At 66.2% G+C, this 17,274-nt stretch carries 14 protein-coding genes; 10 read left to right on the top strand and 4 right to left on the bottom strand.

Annotation, left to right across the window (positions count from 1 at the left end; translation table 11 throughout):
* The first annotated feature begins 100 nt into the window (after positions 1–100).
* The gene (locus tag AAFU51_03790) at positions 101–1,852 is read left to right on the top strand and encodes a CTP synthase (protein ID MEO1570368.1); all 1,752 of its coding nucleotides are present in this window, start codon (positions 101–103) and stop codon (positions 1,850–1,852) included.
* A 25-nt stretch (positions 1,853–1,877) separates the two neighbouring features.
* Here AAFU51_03790 and AAFU51_03785 read toward each other — a convergent pair whose 3' ends face one another.
* Positions 1,878–2,195, bottom strand: a complete 318-nt coding sequence (locus AAFU51_03785) for a type II toxin-antitoxin system RelE/ParE family toxin (protein ID MEO1570367.1) — start codon at positions 2,193–2,195, stop codon at positions 1,878–1,880.
* 9 nt (positions 2,196–2,204) lie between these two features.
* A complete protein-coding gene (locus AAFU51_03780) occupies positions 2,205–2,462 on the bottom strand; it encodes a type II toxin-antitoxin system Phd/YefM family antitoxin (protein MEO1570366.1) in 258 nt (85 codons plus the stop codon).
* A gap of 334 nt (positions 2,463–2,796) precedes the next feature.
* Here AAFU51_03780 and miaB point away from each other — a divergent pair, with 334 nt between their 5' ends.
* A complete protein-coding gene (gene miaB / locus AAFU51_03775) occupies positions 2,797–4,275 on the top strand; it encodes a tRNA (N6-isopentenyl adenosine(37)-C2)-methylthiotransferase MiaB (protein MEO1570365.1) in 1,479 nt (492 codons plus the stop codon).
* Between the two features lie 413 nt (positions 4,276–4,688).
* Here miaB and AAFU51_03770 read toward each other — a convergent pair whose 3' ends face one another.
* On the bottom strand, positions 4,689–5,273 hold the full coding sequence (locus tag AAFU51_03770; GenBank protein ID MEO1570364.1) for a Uma2 family endonuclease: 585 nt from the start codon (positions 5,271–5,273) through the stop codon (positions 4,689–4,691).
* A 158-nt stretch (positions 5,274–5,431) separates the two neighbouring features.
* Here AAFU51_03770 and AAFU51_03765 point away from each other — a divergent pair, with 158 nt between their 5' ends.
* The 7 genes from AAFU51_03765 (at position 5,432) to AAFU51_03735 (ending at position 13,519) form a co-directional block, all read left to right on the top strand.
* Positions 5,432–6,817 (top strand): sigma 54-interacting transcriptional regulator, encoded by a 1,386-nt coding sequence (locus tag AAFU51_03765; protein ID MEO1570363.1) that lies wholly within the window; start codon positions 5,432–5,434, stop codon positions 6,815–6,817.
* A gap of 154 nt (positions 6,818–6,971) precedes the next feature.
* Complete coding sequence (lptE, locus tag AAFU51_03760; protein ID MEO1570362.1) at positions 6,972–7,373, top strand: LPS assembly lipoprotein LptE; 402 nt, start codon at positions 6,972–6,974, stop codon at positions 7,371–7,373.
* Positions 7,374–7,523: 150 nt separating this feature from the next.
* Positions 7,524–9,095 (top strand): glycosyltransferase, encoded by a 1,572-nt coding sequence (locus AAFU51_03755; GenBank protein MEO1570361.1) that lies wholly within the window; start codon positions 7,524–7,526, stop codon positions 9,093–9,095.
* Between the two features lie 124 nt (positions 9,096–9,219).
* On the top strand, positions 9,220–10,017 hold the full coding sequence (locus AAFU51_03750; GenBank protein ID MEO1570360.1) for a tetratricopeptide repeat protein: 798 nt from the start codon (positions 9,220–9,222) through the stop codon (positions 10,015–10,017).
* Positions 10,018–10,045: 28 nt separating this feature from the next.
* The gene (locus AAFU51_03745; protein ID MEO1570359.1) at positions 10,046–11,251 is read left to right on the top strand and encodes an anhydro-N-acetylmuramic acid kinase; all 1,206 of its coding nucleotides are present in this window, start codon (positions 10,046–10,048) and stop codon (positions 11,249–11,251) included.
* 282 nt (positions 11,252–11,533) lie between these two features.
* Positions 11,534–12,556 (top strand): thiamine-phosphate kinase, encoded by a 1,023-nt coding sequence (gene thiL, locus AAFU51_03740; GenBank protein ID MEO1570358.1) that lies wholly within the window; start codon positions 11,534–11,536, stop codon positions 12,554–12,556.
* Between the two features lie 45 nt (positions 12,557–12,601).
* Positions 12,602–13,519: an abortive infection family protein gene (locus AAFU51_03735; GenBank protein MEO1570357.1), complete on the top strand. Its 918-nt coding sequence runs from the start codon at positions 12,602–12,604 to the stop codon at positions 13,517–13,519.
* A gap of 105 nt (positions 13,520–13,624) precedes the next feature.
* Here AAFU51_03735 and AAFU51_03730 read toward each other — a convergent pair whose 3' ends face one another.
* A complete protein-coding gene (locus AAFU51_03730) occupies positions 13,625–13,774 on the bottom strand; it encodes a hypothetical protein (GenBank protein ID MEO1570356.1) in 150 nt (49 codons plus the stop codon).
* A 125-nt stretch (positions 13,775–13,899) separates the two neighbouring features.
* Between AAFU51_03730 and AAFU51_03725 the strand changes: the two genes are divergently transcribed.
* Positions 13,900–17,157 carry a LamG-like jellyroll fold domain-containing protein gene (locus AAFU51_03725; GenBank protein ID MEO1570355.1) on the top strand — a complete coding sequence of 1,086 codons (3,258 nt, stop codon included), beginning with the start codon at positions 13,900–13,902 and terminating at the stop codon, positions 17,155–17,157.
* Positions 17,158–17,274: the final 117 nt, after the last annotated feature.

Genomic DNA, 17,274 nt, shown 5'->3' with positions numbered 1-17,274 from the left:
GCGTGGACCCGCACCCGGCGCGGGTCGCCTGCCCGTCCCTGACCGCTGCCAGCCGTACCCCGCCGTGCCTACGCTCCCGACCGCTACCGCCCCCGGCCGTGTGCCCTCGCCTGAGGGCGCCCCCCCCCACACGAAGTACCTCTTCGTCACCGGCGGCGTCACGTCGTCGCTCGGCAAGGGCATCATCTCAGCGTCGCTGGGACGCCTGCTCGAAGCGCGCGGCCTGCGCGTCACGGTCCAGAAGTTCGACCCGTACATCAACGTGGACGCGGGGACGATGAACCCCTACGAGCACGGCGAGGTCTACGTCACCAAGGACGGCGCGGAGACGGACCTCGACCTCGGGCACTACGAGCGCTTCCTCGGCCGCGAGACCACGCAGGCCAACAACGTCACGACGGGCCGTGTCTACTCGGGCGTGATCCAGAAGGAGCGCGCAGGCGAGTACCTCGGTAAGACCGTTCAGGTGGTCCCGCACGTCATCGACGAGATCAAGGCGTGGATGCGCGCCCTCGGCGACACCGGCAACTACGACGTCGTCATCACGGAGATCGGTGGCACCGCGGGCGACATCGAGAGCCTGCCCTACCTCGAAGCGATCCGGCAGTTTGCGCTCGAAGTGGGTCGCCACAACGCGTCGCTCGTCCACCTGACGCTGATCCCCTACCTCGCCGCCGCAGGCGAACTCAAGACGAAGCCGACGCAGCACTCCGTCAAGCAACTCCAGGGTTACGGCCTCCAGCCCGACTTCCTCGTCTGCCGTACCGAGCACCCGCTCGACGACAGCATCCGTCGCAAAATCGCGCTCTTCTGCAACGTCGAGCCGCGTGCGGTCATCCAGTCGCTCGACGCCGAGTCGATCTACGAGGTGCCGCTGCTCCTGCGCGAGCAGAACTTCGACGACGTGGTGATCGAGCGCCTCGGCCTGACCGAGTACGCCGAGGCCAACGACCGCGTCCTCGCCGAGCCCAACCTCGACGGCTGGGTCGACTTCCTGCGGCGGCTCAAGAACCCGGAGAGCAAGGTCCGCGTGGCGCTTGTCGGGAAGTACGTCGAGCACCAGGACGCCTACAAGTCGATCTCGGAGAGCTTCATCCTCGCTGGAGCCGCGCACCAGATGCAGGTCGAGGTCAAGCTCGTCCACTCCGAGAAGGTCAGCGCCGAGAACGTCGGCGAGTTGCTCGGCGACGTGGCGGGCATCCTCGTGGCGCCCGGCTTCGGCGACCGCGGCATCGAGGGCAAGATCGAGGCTGTGCGCTACGCCCGCGAGCAGGGCGTGCCGTTCTTCGGCATCTGCCTCGGAATGCAGATGGCCGTCGTCGAGTTCGCGCGGCACGTCTGCGGCTGGGACAGCGCCAACTCCACCGAATTCGACCCCGAGAGCCCCTACCCCGTCATCGGCCTCATGGCCGAGCAGAAGGGCATCACCGCGAAGGGCGGCACGATGCGCCTCGGCAACTACTCCTGCTACCTCGACGAGGGCGCGCGCGTCCGGACGATCTACAACGAGGAGACGATCCAGGAGCGCCACCGCCACCGCTTTGAGGTCAACAACGCCCTGCGCTACAAGCTGCGCGAGCACGGCATGCGCTTCGCCGGCGTCAACCCGAAGCGCGACCTCGTCGAGATCATCGAGCTGCCCCCCGAGCAGCACCCGTGGTTCGTCGGCGTGCAGTTTCACCCCGAGTACAAGACGACCGTCGAGACGCCGCACCCGCTCTTCGTGGCGTTCCTCGCTGCCGCCATCCGCCACGCCGAGGCCGAGGGCGAACTCGCCGCCCCGCGCGCGCCGAGCCGCACCCGCCCCGTCCGCCGCGCCTCCGCCCGCCTCCCCGTCGAGGGCGAGGTGTAATCGTAGGCGACGTTAATAGCTCGGATTACGGAGACGCGTCCGGCTCGCTCGGCGGGTCGATGCGGCGCAGTAGCTCGTTGAGGCGCTGGTAGACCTCCTTTCGGTCCGCGATTTTCACGACGAGGATCGTGAGCCGCGCGTCCTGGATCTGGTAGACCAGGCGATACGGGCCGATGCGAATGCGGTAGGTCTGTTTACCGGTGTCGAGAACCTTGTGACCGTGGGGACGCGGCTCCTCGGCGAGCGCGTCGATGGCAGCCTTGAGACGCTTCCGATAGGGCATCGGCAGCTTCTTGAGCGTCTTGGCCGCACTCCGCTTGACGGAGACGGAGTAGTCAGACATGGGGCGGTGTTAGAGATCGCGCGCGACCTCCTCCCACTCCAAAACCTCATCGCCCTCGTCGTCGAGCACGCGGAGCGCTTCCGCGAGGTCGAGATCGTCTTCCAGCTTCGCCAGGACCTGCTCCAGAATCTGGAGGTGCTCCATCGGAATCAACGCAGCGATCTCCTTACCTCGGCGGGTGAGGACCACGTGCTCGCGCCCGTAGGCGGCGCGGTTCAGGATGTCGGAGAACTGGTTGCGCGCGTCTACAGTGGTGATGGTAGACACGAACAGAGTCGGTTGTGCAGGATCGCTAGAAGCAGGGTAATCGTGAGTAAGCTCAAATGTACATTTGAGATATTTGAGCGTCAAGTCTGCTCCACACATTTCTTGCGGAGCCTGCGCCCGAAAGCGCCGTACTTTGCACTTCTTGGCCCAAATGCTCAGATCCCTCCAGATTTGTCATCCTGAACTTGGTTCAGGATCTCTGACGATTGAGCGTGCACGGGGCACTGCTGAGATGCTGAATCAAGTTCAGCATGACACATAGGAACGTAGGTGCTCGGATTGAGGAATTGCCCCGAGCCTCTGCGGCGCTTCTCGTCCTGCAACTCCGATTGCCATGCAGCCGATCTCCGACCTCGACGTCCTTCAACCCGTCTCGTCCGCGCCCGACGCGAATGCAAACATCGATGCGCCTAAAACGGTGGCGTCGCAGGACGGCGCTAACGGGCGGCGCGTCTACATCGAGACGTACGGCTGCCAGATGAACGTGGCCGACTCCGAGGTCGTGGCGTCGCTACTGTTGCAGGACGGCTTCGGGCTGACGGACCGCGAGGACGAGGCCGACGTCGTCCTCATCAACACGTGCGCGATTCGCGAGAAGGCGGAGGACCGCGTCCGGGGCCGCCTCGCCAAGTTCCGCGCGAAAAAGGTCAAGGAGCGGCCCGACCTCACCATCGGCGTGCTTGGGTGCATGGCCGAGCGGCTGCGCAAGAAGCTCCTCGAACAGGAGAAGCTCGTCGACGTGGTCGTGGGGCCGGACGCCTACCGCGACCTCCCGCGCCTCGTCCGGCAGGCCGACGAGACCGGGCAGGCGGGCGTGAACGTGCAGCTTTCCCGCGAGGAGACCTACGCCGACCTCGCGCCCGTCCGCTATGACACCAACGGCGTCTCGGCGTTCGTCTCGATCATGCGCGGGTGCGACAACATGTGCGCGTTCTGCGTCGTGCCGTTCACGCGCGGGCGCGAGCGCAGCCGCCCCGTCACGAGCATCCTCTCCGAGGTCGGCCAACTCGTCGACGCGGGCTACAAGGAGGTGACGGTCCTCGGCCAGAACGTGAACTCGTACCGCGTCGAGCACGACGGCGCGGCGGTCGACTTTGCCGAGCTGCTCTACCGCATCAGCCTGCTCAGCCCCGAGCTTCGGATTCGCTATTCCACCAGCCACCCGAAGGACTGCTCGGACGACCTGCTGCACGTCCACCGCGAGCGCCCGACGGTCTGCGACTTCATCCACCTCCCGGTCCAGCACGGCAACACCGACGTGCTCCGGCGGATGCGGCGGACCTACACGCGCGAGCAGTACCTCAGTCTCATCGAGCGCGCCCGCGCCATCGTCCCCGACATCGCCTTCTCCACCGACATCATCGCGGGCTTCTGCGACGAGACCGACGCCGAGCACGCCGACACGCTCTCGCTCATGGAGGCCGTGCGCTACGACCACGCGTTCATGTTCGCCTACTCCGAGCGGCCCGACACGTACGCCGCGCGGAAATACGAGGACAACGTGCCCGAGGCCGTCAAGAAGGCGCGCCTGAGCGAGATCATCGCGCTCCAGAACGAGCACAGCCGCGCGCTCAACGAGCTCCGCGTCGGCCGCCGCGAGGTCATCCTCGTCGAAGGCACCTCGCGTCGCTCGGACGACCAGCTGCGCGGGCGCACCGACTCGAATCACATGGTCGTCTTCGACCGCCCCGCTGGCATCCAGAAGGGTGACTACGTGGCCGTCGAGATCACTGGCTGCACCTCCGCCACGCTCTTCGGCGACTACCTCGGCGCGACTACGCTCGCGGAGGGCGTTCCCGTGGTTGTGGTGTAAGTGCGGTCGTGTTTACGAGGACCAGTGCAATTGGTCCAGATAGCGCTCGCCTCGCAAGGTCGTGGCCAACTCGTAGAATCGGTGGGTTGCCGTGTGATCGCGGTGGTAGACCTCCGGGCGATCGATCATCTTGAGCGCAGCTTCTAGGGGAAGAACATCCTCACTCACTAGCTCGCGGTAGCCTACGCTGTCGGTGTCGCGACACTGAACCTCAACGACACCGAGAAGCCCATCTACTGTAAGGCTCCGCATAAGTACACGCACGCGGCGGTACAACTCGTCGATTCCTATGGTCGGGTCATCGTGGCGAAGGTAATTGACTGCGTGCGAGAAGCACTCGTTGGCATCGCTCGCCTCTATGAGCAGGGCGTTTCGCCATCCATCGAGATCGAAGTTTGGCGCTTCCTCCATGTCTACACCTCGACGCCCTCGTACAGCGCCGCCATCGATACTTCGGCACTGACCGAGGCAAGCGTGAGCGTATCGTCACCGGCGAACTCGTAGAGCACCCAGCGGTCCGCGCCGTCGCCGCCTGCGGGTTCCTTGCGGAAGAGTTCGACGTGGCGGCGGTCTTGTGCAACAAGCACGTATTCACGCAGCGATGCGACCTGTCGGTAGGCTTCGAACTTCTCGCCGCGGTCGTACTCGGCCGTAGAGTCGGAAAGGACCTCCACGATCAGCGTCGGGTTGAGAAGCGTAGTCTGTCGACCCGTGCGGTATTGCTCGGGGCCGCAGACGACCGAGAGGTCCGGGTAGGTGTAGCGGTCGTCGTGAATCTGAATACGAAGGTCGCTGCTAAACACTCGGCAGCCGGTGCCTCGTAGCAGCGGAACGAGTGCCGCGATAAAGTTGGCAGGGATGAGCGCGTGGTTGCGGGTATCTCCAGACATGGGAAAGACTTCGCCGTGGACGTATTCGTGTTTCTCCACCTGCGTCTCTTCCCAGGCGAAGTACTCCTCCGGTGTCATGCGGAGCGTGACGGCAGGCGCGACGGGCATAGGTCGAACGGGTGGACGTGAAGCACTACGACCAGTGTACCCGAAGGCATGCAGCCGGTTCACTGCGGCTTTGACATACAGTAAGCACGGGGATCAACCCGGCGACGGCTCCGTAGACCGCACCTGCCACTTCGTCAGTCTCTTCCTCCTCCCCCAGCATGGACCGCGAAGCCTTTCGCGAACGCTTCGGTATCCTCGGCGACTCCGACGGCATGCGCCGAGTCGTGGACCGCATCCGGCAGGTCGCGCGCACCGAGATCACGGTGCTCCTCGAAGGCGAGAGCGGCGTCGGCAAAGAACTCCTCGCGCAGGCCGTACACGCGCTGTCGAGTCGGCGGCACAAGTCGCTCGTGGTCGTCAACTGCGGGGCGATTCCCGAGGGGCTGATCGAGAGCGAACTGTTTGGCGCGGAGAAGGGCGCGTACACGGGCGCGACGAGCCAGCGGACGGGCTTCTTCGAGGAGGCGAACGGGGGCACCATCTTCCTCGATGAAATCGGCGAGATGCCGACGCAGGCGCAGGTGCGGCTACTGCGCGTGCTGGAGACGGGACAGTTCAGCCGCGTCGGGTCGAGCCAGGTGCAGACGACCAACGCCCGCGTGGTGGCGGCGACCAACAAGAACCTGGCAGAGTCGGTCCGGCGCGGCGACTTCCGCGAGGACCTCTACTACCGCCTCTCGACGGTCGTCATCCAGATTCCTTCGTTGCGGGAACGCCGCGAGGACATCCTGCCGCTCTTCGACCACTTCCTGCACCGGTTCACACAGCAGTACAACGCCCAGACGCGCCGTCTTTCCGATGAGGCCCGCGAACTGCTCGTGCGCTACAACTGGCCCGGCAACGTGCGCGAACTCCGCAACGTCGCCGAGCAGGCCGTCGTGCTCGTGCCCGGCACCCGCGTCGATGCCGACACGCTGCGGCCGCTGCTGCGCGGTGTGACGGCCGAGCGCAGCCTGACGCCGCACCGCGCGCCGGAGAGCGAGTCCGAGGCCTATGAGCGGGGCCTCCTCTACCGTGCGCTCCTCGACCTGCGCCTCGAAGTGCGCGAACTGCGCGCCATGTTTCAGCGCTTTGTGCGTGGCGCAGGCGACTTCCCCGGCGGCTTCCCCACCGAAGGGTTTGGCGGCGACTTCCCGGCGGCTGCCTATCCGCCCGCCTACGCGCCCCCCGCCCTGCCGCCCGCGCCCACCATTGCCGACGCCGACTTCGACGAGGCACCGACGGAGCTACCTTCCACGGCTGAGACCCCAGGCCGCTTTGCCACCGAGATCGATGTGGCGGCCTTCACGGACACGGACAGCACCTACGCCCGCTTCGAGGAGGTCGACGAGGCTGATGCTGAGGTGAACGGCGCGGACGACGCGCTCGCTCCTGGACTGGTCCTCGACCCCGACTCCGACTTGCCCACCATGGAGGCCGTCGAGCACGCGCTGATTGCCGAGGCGCTGCGCCGCTTCGAGGGCAACCGCCGCCGTACCGCCGAGGCGCTCGGCATCTCGGAGCGCACGCTCTACCGCAAAATCAAAGAGATCGAGGAGGTTTGAAGTGGGAAGTAGAAAGTTAGAAGTAAGAAGTCTTCGGAGACGAGTTCGGCACTTCATCCTTGCTCTCACTTCCTCCTTCCTCCTTCTCACTTCGCACTTCGCGTGCGGCATCTACAGCTTCTCGGGCGCGTCGATTCCTGACTACATCGACACGGTGGCCATCCCGCTTGCGGCCGACCAGTCGTCCGGCGGCCCGGCGACGATGGACCAGGAACTGACCGACTTCCTCTTCGACCGCTTCGTCCAGCAGACCCGCCTCGACTTCGTGGAGGACGAGGCCAGCGCTGACGCGGTGCTCCTCACCACGATCGAGCGCTACAGCAATCGCCCCACCGCCGTCACCGGCAACGAAGTCGCCGCGCTCAACAGCGTCTCGATCAGCGTCCGGGCCGTCTACACGGACCGCGTCGAAGACGTGGAGCAGTTGGCCCGCAGCTTCTCGTTCACGGTCGAATATGATCCGGCCGAGGGACTCGACGGGGAGACGGAGGCGGCGCGCGCCGTGCTCGAACAGATCGCCGAGGAGATCTTTATCGCGTCCGCGTCGGACTGGTAGGGGCGCGCACATTGTCTCCTCTGGGCAGGCGACCGAGGTAAGCTCTCGCCGTGTGGGCGCGTCGAAGGCTTCGTGGGTTTTCGCGGGAGCCGTTGGGATTCCGCGCGCGAAGTGCGATCCTAGCGTTGTCTCGTCCACCACCGTCCGTCTGTGCTCGTCGTTGCCGTTCTTTACGCGCTCGCCCTTGGGGTGCTGCTCGTCTACGGGCTGAACCACCTCGCCCTGGCGTGGCGCTTTGCCCGTGAGGAGGGACAGCGCTCCGCACAGCCCATACGCTCGCCACGCACGGCTTGGCCGACGATCACGGTGCAGCTCCCGCTCTACAACGAGCGCGCCGTCGCCGAGCGCCTCATCGATGCCTGCGCGCAGTTCGACTACCCCGCCGACCGCCTCGACATCCAGGTGCTCGACGACTCGGCGGACGAGACGCGTGCCCTCGTGGCTCGGCGCGTGGCCTACTGGCAGGATCGCGGCGTCGACATCCAGCACCTCCACCGCACCGACCGGAGCGGCTTCAAGGCGGGTGCTCTGGCCGAGGGCCTCAAGACGGCGCGCGGCGAATACGTCGCCATCTTCGACGCCGACTTCGTGCCGCCGCCCGACGTCCTCACGCGGCTGCTCGATGGCTTCCAGCGTGATGGCAAGGACGATCCGCAGATCGGGCTCGTGCAGGCGCGCTGGGGGCACCTCAACGCGGAGGCGTCGTGGCTGACGCGGGCGCAGGCGCTCCTGCTCGACGCGCACTTCGTCATCGAGCAGGGCGTGCGCAGCGCAGCGGGGTGGCTCCTCAACTTTAATGGGACCGCCGGGCTGTGGCGCCGCGCCTGCATCGACGAGGCGGGGGGCTGGCGGGCCGCGACGCTCACCGAGGACCTCGACCTCTCGATCCGCGCGCAATTGGCCGGCTGGCGGCTCAGATACGTTGGCACGATCGAGGTTGCAGCCGAGCTGCCGGAGACGTTCGCAGCGTGGCGGCAGCAGCAGTTCCGCTGGACGAAGGGCACAGCCGAAACCGCGAAGCTGCTCACGGGACCCGTGTGGCGCGCGCCGCTCTCCCGGGCCGCCAAGACGGAGGCGCTGTTGCACCTGACGAGCGGCGTCGTCTACCCCGCGATCCTGCTCGCCGCGCTCACGCACCCCTTGGTGCTCGTGGCGCACGCACTCGGCCAAGGCGTCAGCGACGCCGTACTCGCGCTGATGGCCCCCGGCGTGCTCGGGCTGGCGGGGGTGGCCGCCGCGCACCTCCTCGCGCAGCACACGCTCTACCCCGACGCCCTCCGGCGGATGCTGGCCTTCCCGCTCTTCCTCGCGTCCACGCTCGGGCTGGCCGTGAGCAACACGCGCGGCGTCCTCGAAGCACTCATCGGGCGAACGTCGGCCTTTGTACGCACCCCGAAGCAGGGCGATAGCGTGCCTGCTGCGGTGCTAGCCGGCGCAGCCCTCGGCGATGAGGTGGGTGGCGACAGCGCGGCGGCTCCAGCACCGGTGCGGTCCTCGAAGCGGGTGCGCGTCCGCTGGATCGAGGCGACGCTGGCCGTCTACAGCAGCCTCGGCCTGATGGCGATCCTCGCCACGGGCGTCTACGCGGCGTTACCGTTCCAGGTGCTCTTCGCGCTCGGCTTCGCGATGGCGGCCTTCGGCGAGCGCACGGAGCGTACGGTTGAGGTCGACGTACCGACCGTAGTCTGGACGCCGTCGTCTCGCACCGAGGCGCTCGCATAGCGGTCCTCGCTCAGCGGCAGGGCCGCGGGTAGATTCACGCGGGGCCCCGGTTCACGGCGCCCGTCCGGGAGCCTATCTTTCCAGGACGTGCCGACCGCACTCCCGCTGCCTCCGCCTCCCACGTATGTCCTCGCCCTTCGCCACTGCCGATGCGCTCCAGCGCAGCGCCGACCTGCTCGCGCAGGAGCGCCCCGAGGCAGCGCGGGCGCTGCTGGTGGACCTCCTCGCCGAGGCCCCGCTCCACGCGACGGCGCAGATGCTCCTCGCGAAGGCGTGCGAGGCCACGGGCGACCTCCAGGCAGCCCTCGCAGCGTGGCACCAGGCGCACTTCCTCGTCCCGACGAGCCCCGTCGTGCAGCGCGAGCGACAGCGGCTCAGCATGGCCCTCGCCGCCCGCGTCTCCGGGCAACCGAGCACGCTCCCGCAGCCGCTCGTCCCGCCCGTCCCTCGGCGCGACCTCCCGCTTCCGCCCGTCGAGACGGACGACCCGCTATTCGACTTCGACCAGGTCGACGTGCTGCCCGAGACCGTGCTCCCTGATCCCACGCTGCCTGAAGTCGAGGGGGGAGCTTCCGAGGAGCGCGCGCCGACGCCGGCCGTGCCCGTCGCCCGCGACGAGCCGGTGCCGTCGCTCGACTTCGACAACCTCGACGCGCTCATCGAGCAGCTGGAGCAGGCCCCGCGCATCGTGCCCGACCCGGACTTCGAGGTGCAGGGCGCGCCACCCGCCGCCGACGACGCCATCGCCGACGACATGGTCTCGGAGACGCTCGCGCGCATCTTCGTGGCGCAGGACCGCATCGATGAGGCCATCGAGGTCTACGAGACGCTTGCCGAGCGCGAGCCGGAACGCCGGAGCGCCTGGCTCACCGAGGCCGAGACGCTGCGCCAGCGCTACAACCGCCCCGCGGACGACGCCTGACGCGCGTGCCCGCCTCTCCTCGACTCGCATGACGGCTGCTCGCACGATGACCACGCACCCGCTGCGGCGGCTCCTCGACACCCGCGAGCGCCTCGTCGCAGGCGTGATGAGCGGCACGTCGCTCGACGGCATCGACGCCGTCGTGGCGCGGCTCGCGGGCAGCGGTCCCGGCATGACCATCGAGGTGCTCGGCGCGGCGCACCGTGGCTTCGACAGCGACCTGCTCGCGCTGCTCCGGGCGAACGTGGAGGACACGACCTCGTCGGCGAAGGCGCTGGCGCAGCTCGGGGTGGTCCTCGCCCACTGCTACGCCGATGTGATCGCCGATGCGTGCGAAGCGGCAGCGGTGCCGGTTGCGAATCTCGATCTCGTCGGCGTCCACGGGCAGACGGTACAGCACGTCCCGCAGGCCGAACACATCGCCGGGCAGGACGGCGTCCGCGCGACGCTCCAGATCGGCAGCGGCCCGACGCTCGCGACGCTCCTCGGCGTGCCCGTCGTCCACGACTTCCGCGCCGCCGACCTCGCTCTCGGCGGCGAAGGTGCACCGCTCGTGCCCTACCTCGACCTCGTCCGCTTCGCGCACCCCGCCGAGGCGCGGCTGCTGCTCAACCTCGGCGGCATCGCCAACATGACGGTGCTCCCGCCCGGCGCGACCGCCGACACGCTCGCCGCCTTCGACTCCGGCCCCGCGAACATCCTCATCGACGCGCTCGCGCAGCGCTTCTACGACACGCCCTGCGACTTCGACGGTCAGCATGCCGCCGCCGGGATCGTCAACGGCGCGCTCCTCGACCGCCTCCTCGGCGACGCCTATTTCGCGCAGCCCCCGCCCAAGTCGACGGGCCGCGAGCACTTCGGCGCTGCCTTCCTCGACTGGCACTTCCTCAGCACGGCGCTCCGCCCCGACGACCTCCTCGCCACGGCGACCACCCTCACGGCGCGGACGGTCCACGAGGCGTACGCGCGGTTTGTTGCCCCGGAGCAGCCTGTCGATGTGGTGATCGCGGCAGGCGGCGGCGTTCGCAACCCGACGCTGATGCAGCAACTCCGCGACGCCTTCGCCCCGATCCCGATCCACACGACGGCCGACTGCGGTGTGGAGCCGGACCTGAAGGAGGCGCTCTGCTTCGCCGTCCTCGCGCACGAGTACGTCAACGGCACCCCGACGAGTCTCCCCCGCGTGACCGGCGCGGATCGCCCCGCGCTGCTGGGGTCGCTGGCGCTGACGTGAGAGTTGTGCAGCGGCTGTGATACAGTCTGATGCTGTCGAGTCGGGCATGTTGGCAGGACCGCTCCCCCCGTTCTCATCGTCTCCCTGCGGTCGTTCTTCGAACTGTCCCCCTCACTCGTGAGGGGGACAGCTTGACCACCGTTCAGGTGTGTCAAGCGGGGGGAGCCGCGCATAAGGCAACCCGGCTTGACGGGCGTGAGGATGCGGGGAAGGACGAACGCCTGAGCGTGCGGGGGCTTTATACGTCCACACCTTCACGCCCGAACACGTTCACACGCCGCTATGGACTTCACCCCTATCGCCGAGGTCGGCGAGTTTGGCCTCATCGACCGCCTCGCCGACACGCTCGGCACGCCCGAGGCGCCCGCGCTCGTACGCGGTATCGGCGACGACGCGGCGGTCTACCGCGTCGGCAACGGCCAGGTGCACGTCGTCACGACGGACGCGCTGATCGAGGGCGTGCACTTCGACCGCACGTTCATGCCGATGCGCTACCTCGGCTTCAAGGCGCTCGCGGTCAACGTCTCCGACATCGCCGCGATGAACGCGCAGCCGCGCTACGCCACCGTCGCGCTCGGCGCGCCCAACAACGTCTCCGTCGAGCAGATCGAGGCGCTCTACCTCGGCCTCCGCGACGCCGCGGGCCGCTACGGCCTCGCCATCATCGGCGGCGACATCACGGCGTCGCAGGCGCTCACGCTCGGCATCACGGTGATCGGCGAGGCCGACGAGGACGCCGTCGTCTACCGCAGCGGCGCGCAGCCGGGCGATCTCCTCTGCGTCACGGGCGACCTCGGCAGTGCCTACGCGGGCCTGAAGGTGTTGCTGGACGAGAAGGGCGCGTTCGTGGACCTCGACGGCCCGCAGCCTGACCTGAGCGAGTATGACTACGTCGTGCAGCGGCAGCTTTACCCGCAAGCCCGCCTCGATGCTGTACGCGCCTGGGCCGACGCAGGCGTGCGCCCGACGGCACTCATCGACCTCTCGGACGGGCTGGCCTCGGAGGTGCACCACCTCGCCAAGGCGTCCGGCGTGGGGATGGCCGTAGAGGTTGGCCTGCTTCCCATGCACGCGCAGACGGTGCGCGTCGCCGAACGCTTCGACGAGGCCCCGGACGCCTGCGCGCTCTACGGCGGCGAGGACTACGAACTCCTCTTCACGCTACCCGAAGCCAAAGCCGCCAAGCTCGACGCGACCACGTTCGCCGTCCTGGGCCGCGTGACCGCGCCCGAAGACGGCATTGTCGTCCAACTCCCTGACGGCGGCACGATGCCGCTGCAAGCTTCGGGGTTTCGGCACTTTTAGAAGACCCTACGTCTGTACATATGATACTCAGGCACTGATTCACATATGCAAAATATTACTCAGGTTACGCGACGAGACATTGCCGATGCTGTCGTTGCGGAGAAAGTCGACTGGAGTGGGCGCCTGGAGGAACCAGATTTCCTAAATCGGCTGTTTGATCTGAACACTATGCCCTCAAATGACCGGCGGTATGAGAATGCGGCAGGTGATGTATGGAAGCACCGAATTGCCAACAATGATTGGGAGGATGATTGGGTTTTTTACGACGATCGATTCAATCTCCTAAACGGCGATGATGATCTTTTTCTCCGTTTCCTTTGTGAGACCATTCATCCGGTGGTTAGATCGGATTCGGTGGCTACAGAGAAGCTGCTCCAGCTCTACAACAGCTTCCTTATCAGCGATGGGTACCGACTCGTCGAGAAGACTCGGATATCAGGTCGATCCGTGTATGTCGGTCGCTTCGTCGGCATCGTACAGACTCCAGGGGTAGCTGCAGCACAGGCGGTGCTTGCTGCTACCGACCCAGGCTATGTGGCTCAACAGATTACCCGGATGGAAGCAGCCGTGAACAACGATCCGGACTTAGCTATCGGGACGGCAAAGGAGCTAGTTGAGTCTTGCTGCAAGACGATTCTAGCCCAATGTTCAGTAGATATCCCGAACAAGGCTAATCTCCCAAAGCTCACGAAGCTTGCCGTCAAACAGCTTGCCCTGACACCAGACGACATTCCTGACAAGGCAAAGGCTGCCGAAACCATCAAACGGCTCCTAAGCAACCTCGCTACAATCACCCAGGGAGTAGCTGAACTTCGGAATCACTACGGGACCGGTCACGGCAAGGGAGCTGGGACGAAGGGGCTCAGCCCTCGCCACGCGAAGCTTGCCGTAGGTGCGGCGTCTACTCTGGCGGTGTTCCTAATTGAGACTCATCAGCACAAGTCCGGTAGCAAGACGCCATGATTCGGAAGCTACGTATTCCCAGTTGTGAATCAGCAGCATTCTCCTGCACCGACTCTGCGTAGTAACAGCCTGGCCTCCGGTTCTTGCGCATCGCTGCATTCTCCTTTAGGTCGACAGCCTGTCGAGGCGGGCGACCTTGATGACAGCCTCCGTGCGCGAGTGCGCGCCGAGCTTCCGCAGCAGCGAGGGCTGGCTACCGTCCATCGCCGGTACGCCTCGCTCGGATACGAGTCGGCTCTCCCGCGTGAGCCGCATTATCACAAGGGTATTGCTGGTTTATCTCCCTTAACTATATACTTCTAGCTGTCCGTGACGGTGGGGTTGTCCCACCGACTCCACTCCCCATCGGGGTAGCGACCCCACCCAGGCACGAGGGCACCATGGCACAGCGCGTCGTCAGCTACGAGAGCGGCTACCAATTCCTGGCTCCGGGGTCCGTCGTGGACGGATCCCACTGCGTCATCCTTGAGGAGAACCAGCGCGTCGTCAGCAACCAGGACGGGTTTCAGAGTCTGCAGGTCGGGTCAGTCATCGATGGCACCACCTGCGTCGTGCTCGATCCAGGCCAGCAGGTGGTGAGTTGGAACGACGGCTATCTGAGCTGCGCCCCCGGTTCGCACGTGGATGGGAGCAACTGCCTGGTCCTCGACCTGGATGCGCGCATCGTCAGCTACGAGGACGGCTACCAGACGTGTAAGGTTGGGAATCGCCCCGACGGAACGCACTGTGTGCTGCTCCAGCCCGGGGAGCGCGTCGTCAGCTACGAGAGCGGTTACCAGTCCCTGGCTCCCGGCTCCATCATCGACGGATCGCACGTCATCATTCTCGGTCCGGGCCAGCGTGTCGTCAGCTACGAGGACGGCTATCAGTCCCTCGCCCCCGGGTCCGTCGTGGACGGGACGCACTGCGTTGTCCTGAATGAGGGTGACCGCGTCGTCAGCTGGCAGGAGGGGTTCACGACCCTAGCGCCTGGCTCCGTCGTAGACGGGAGCAACTGCGTGATCCTGGGCGAATTCCAGCGAGTCGTGAGCTGGAACGATGGCTATCTGACCTGTAAGATTGGGTCCCGGGTCGATGGCGTGAACTGCTTGATCCTCGACGAAGGGCAGCACGTCGCGAGCTGGGAGGACGGCTTTCAGACCTGCAAGGTCGGCGACAAGCCGGACGGCGTGCACTGCATCGTGCTGAGCGAAGGGCAACGGGTGGTGAGCTGGGACGATGGCTACAAGACGTGCAAGCCCAACAGCTACATCGACCACACGCACTGCCTCGTCTTGGAGGCGGGTCAGCGGGTGGCCAGTTGGGACACCGGCTACACGACCTGCAGCGTCGGCTCGGTCATCGATGGTACGCACTGCCTCGTCTTGAACCGCGACGACCGGGTGGTCAGCGAGATGCATGGCTACGCGCTCCTCACGCCTGGCGACGTCGTCGACCACACCTCCTGCATCGTGCTCGACATGGGGCTGGCGGCCGAGTCCGGGGTGCTGCAGCCCGACGAGTACTATGTCGCCACAGCGCAGCCGAATGCGAGCGTCGTTGTTCTGCCTTCCGTCGGGAACGTCAACTTCTCGGGCAACCCGGTGAACGGCGTCCCCTCGGCGTTCACGTTGGGAGGGTGGGTCCGCCTGACCGTCGAGGGGACGCCGCAGGTGTTGTTTGATGCACCGGGCCAGTTCCAGATCGCCGTTACGGCCGACCGGTTCGTGACCGCCGAATTCCTCGCGGCGCCGGAGGGCAACTCGGTCACGAGCGACTTCCAGATCGAGTATGGCAAGTGGCACTACATCGCCGTGGCCTTCGCGGGCGGATCTGCTCAGGACGGGACGGGAGCGCTGTCCGTCTTCCTCGACGGAGCCCCGAAACACGGCACTGTCTCCACCGGCGCTGGCGCGCTCGAGGGCGACTGCACCCTGGGCATCGAGGGGCAGCCGACCTCCGTCGAGTTCGCCTCCTGGGAAATCTGGAGCACGGCGTTGGCGGCTGACATCCTCGCGTTCCCAACTTGGGGTACCCCTCTCCCCGGGGATCCCGAGACCGATGGGTTGGTGGTGGTTCTTGATTTCACCCATGAGCAGGTCACCTCGACCAATCCAGGGATTAGCGTCACGGTCCCGGAGCATAAGGTGGTTCGGGCGTGCCTGGCCATGAACGGAGGTGGGTCAGCGGCGCTGGCGACGCCGGGGGCCTACGCGATCGGCGGCCCGGGGCGATGGAGCCTGATGACCTGGGTGAAGGTGCCGGAGCTGCCAGCCTCGGCGGGTCCGTTTGTGATCTACCAGGCGACGCAGCCGGACACTAACTCGCCAGATTCTCCAGGTGCGACTCTGACCATCCAGATCGGCTCGGGCGCGCAGCAAACGCTCGAAGTGGTCGCCGCCGACTCGGGATCGGGCACGAACGTGCTGATATCCCAACCGTGCTCCGTCACCGACTGGACCAACATTGCGGTGGGCTACGACACCAGCGTACTCAGGCTGTACCGCAACGGGGAGAGGATTGCCATATCGGACCGGGTCACCTTCGGCGCGGGTTTCACGAACCAGCGCATCGCCGTGGCGGGGACCGACGGCGCCACCACCTGGGCCGGATCGCTGCAGGGGCTTTCTATCTGGAACCGCCAGATCGCTACCGACGAAATGGTCGGCCAGATGGACCTGATGGACTCCCAGGTGCAAGGGCTGCAGGCGCTATTCCCGTTCTTCGTCGATCTGCGCGACATGGTGTCGGGAACGCTCCTGCAAGCAACGAACGGAGGGCTTGCCAACGAAGAGGAGGAGGCGAAGACGTCCGAGTCCGCCCACAAGCCGATCTCCCGGCGCGAGGTGCAATCCCGCGGCGCGGCGCCCGGCGAGCCGACGCTGTTGCAGCACGGCGAGTACTGGGCGCTTGCCGACCGGCTCGGCATCACGTCCGAGCTGGACAAGAGTGCAGTCCAGTTGGAGATGGACGAGTTCATGGAGTTGTTCGGCGTGGAGCAAGCCTTTCCCACGGTGCCGGATTCCGTTCGCGGCGATCTGTACGAAGGCTTCCGAAGAGACCTGCAGCTGGGGTACGAGATGCGTGCCCGCGGTGTCCGAGAGGGCAGCCTGGAGGTTCGGCACGGAGGCGACACGACCCGCTTTTACTACCACACGTTGAATGGCCCGCTGGAGGTCTACCGGTCTAACCTCCCGCTGACGGCGGACGAGGTCTGGACGATCACCATCGTCCTCGACGTGCTGTTTATGATCTTCGCCTTTGCGGGCGTATCGATCACGCCGACCACGATCCGACGGGCCACCCGGGGCAGAATCATCGGTCGAGTCCTTGCCCGTTGTTTCCAGGTGTCGCAGAGCGCACAGGCAACGACAAGCGGGGCGCTGCTGGTCGTGGCGAACATCGTCAATGCGCTCAACAACGTCGGCCTCCTGGTGTCCATCCTGTGGAACGTCATTTCCTACAGCTGGTGGACGCTGTTCTTCTGCCTGGGAAGTCTGATCCTGTCGGCGTTGGCCCTCATTGTCCAGCCACAGTCGATCGGCTGGCGGATTGCCAACGTCGGGATCGCCGTGGGAACCCTGATCTGGGATATCTCTCAGAAGCCCGGTCGCAACAGCCAGCTTGAGTCTGAGGACGCCTCCCGTTCGCCATCCTGACAGGCATAGTCTTCCTGGTCGCCCGTAGCTCACTCGTGCGGGCGACGGTCAGCGACCAACCCCAAGCGTCAGCACTCTCGCTCCCTCCTGGTTCCAGCTGCTGAGCGACCGCTCGGC

This window comes from Bacteroidota bacterium (genome assembly GCA_039821555.1).
Lineage (GTDB): Bacteria > Bacteroidota > Rhodothermia > Rhodothermales > Rubricoccaceae > JBCBEX01.
Note: the sequence above shows the minus strand (reverse complement) of the source record. Positions and strands in the feature narration are given on the sequence as shown.

What these genes read in the sequence shown, in the direction of transcription:
- AAFU51_03770 (MEO1570364.1), bottom strand. Translation starts at nt 5,273, where the DNA reads ATGCCCGTCGCGCCTGCCGTCACGCTCCGCATGACACCGGAGGAGTAC.
- AAFU51_03765 (MEO1570363.1), top strand. Translation starts at nt 5,432, where the DNA reads ATGGACCGCGAAGCCTTTCGCGAACGCTTCGGTATCCTCGGCGACTCC.
- AAFU51_03735 (MEO1570357.1), top strand. Translation starts at nt 12,602, where the DNA reads ATGCAAAATATTACTCAGGTTACGCGACGAGACATTGCCGATGCTGTC.
- AAFU51_03725 (MEO1570355.1), top strand. Translation starts at nt 13,900, where the DNA reads ATGGCACAGCGCGTCGTCAGCTACGAGAGCGGCTACCAATTCCTGGCT.
- miaB (MEO1570365.1), top strand. Translation starts at nt 2,797, where the DNA reads ATGCAGCCGATCTCCGACCTCGACGTCCTTCAACCCGTCTCGTCCGCG.
- thiL (MEO1570358.1), top strand. Translation starts at nt 11,534, where the DNA reads ATGGACTTCACCCCTATCGCCGAGGTCGGCGAGTTTGGCCTCATCGAC.
- AAFU51_03730 (MEO1570356.1), bottom strand. Translation starts at nt 13,774, where the DNA reads ATGCGGCTCACGCGGGAGAGCCGACTCGTATCCGAGCGAGGCGTACCG.
- AAFU51_03785 (MEO1570367.1), bottom strand. Translation starts at nt 2,195, where the DNA reads ATGTCTGACTACTCCGTCTCCGTCAAGCGGAGTGCGGCCAAGACGCTC.
- AAFU51_03745 (MEO1570359.1), top strand. Translation starts at nt 10,046, where the DNA reads ATGACGGCTGCTCGCACGATGACCACGCACCCGCTGCGGCGGCTCCTC.
- AAFU51_03750 (MEO1570360.1), top strand. Translation starts at nt 9,220, where the DNA reads ATGTCCTCGCCCTTCGCCACTGCCGATGCGCTCCAGCGCAGCGCCGAC.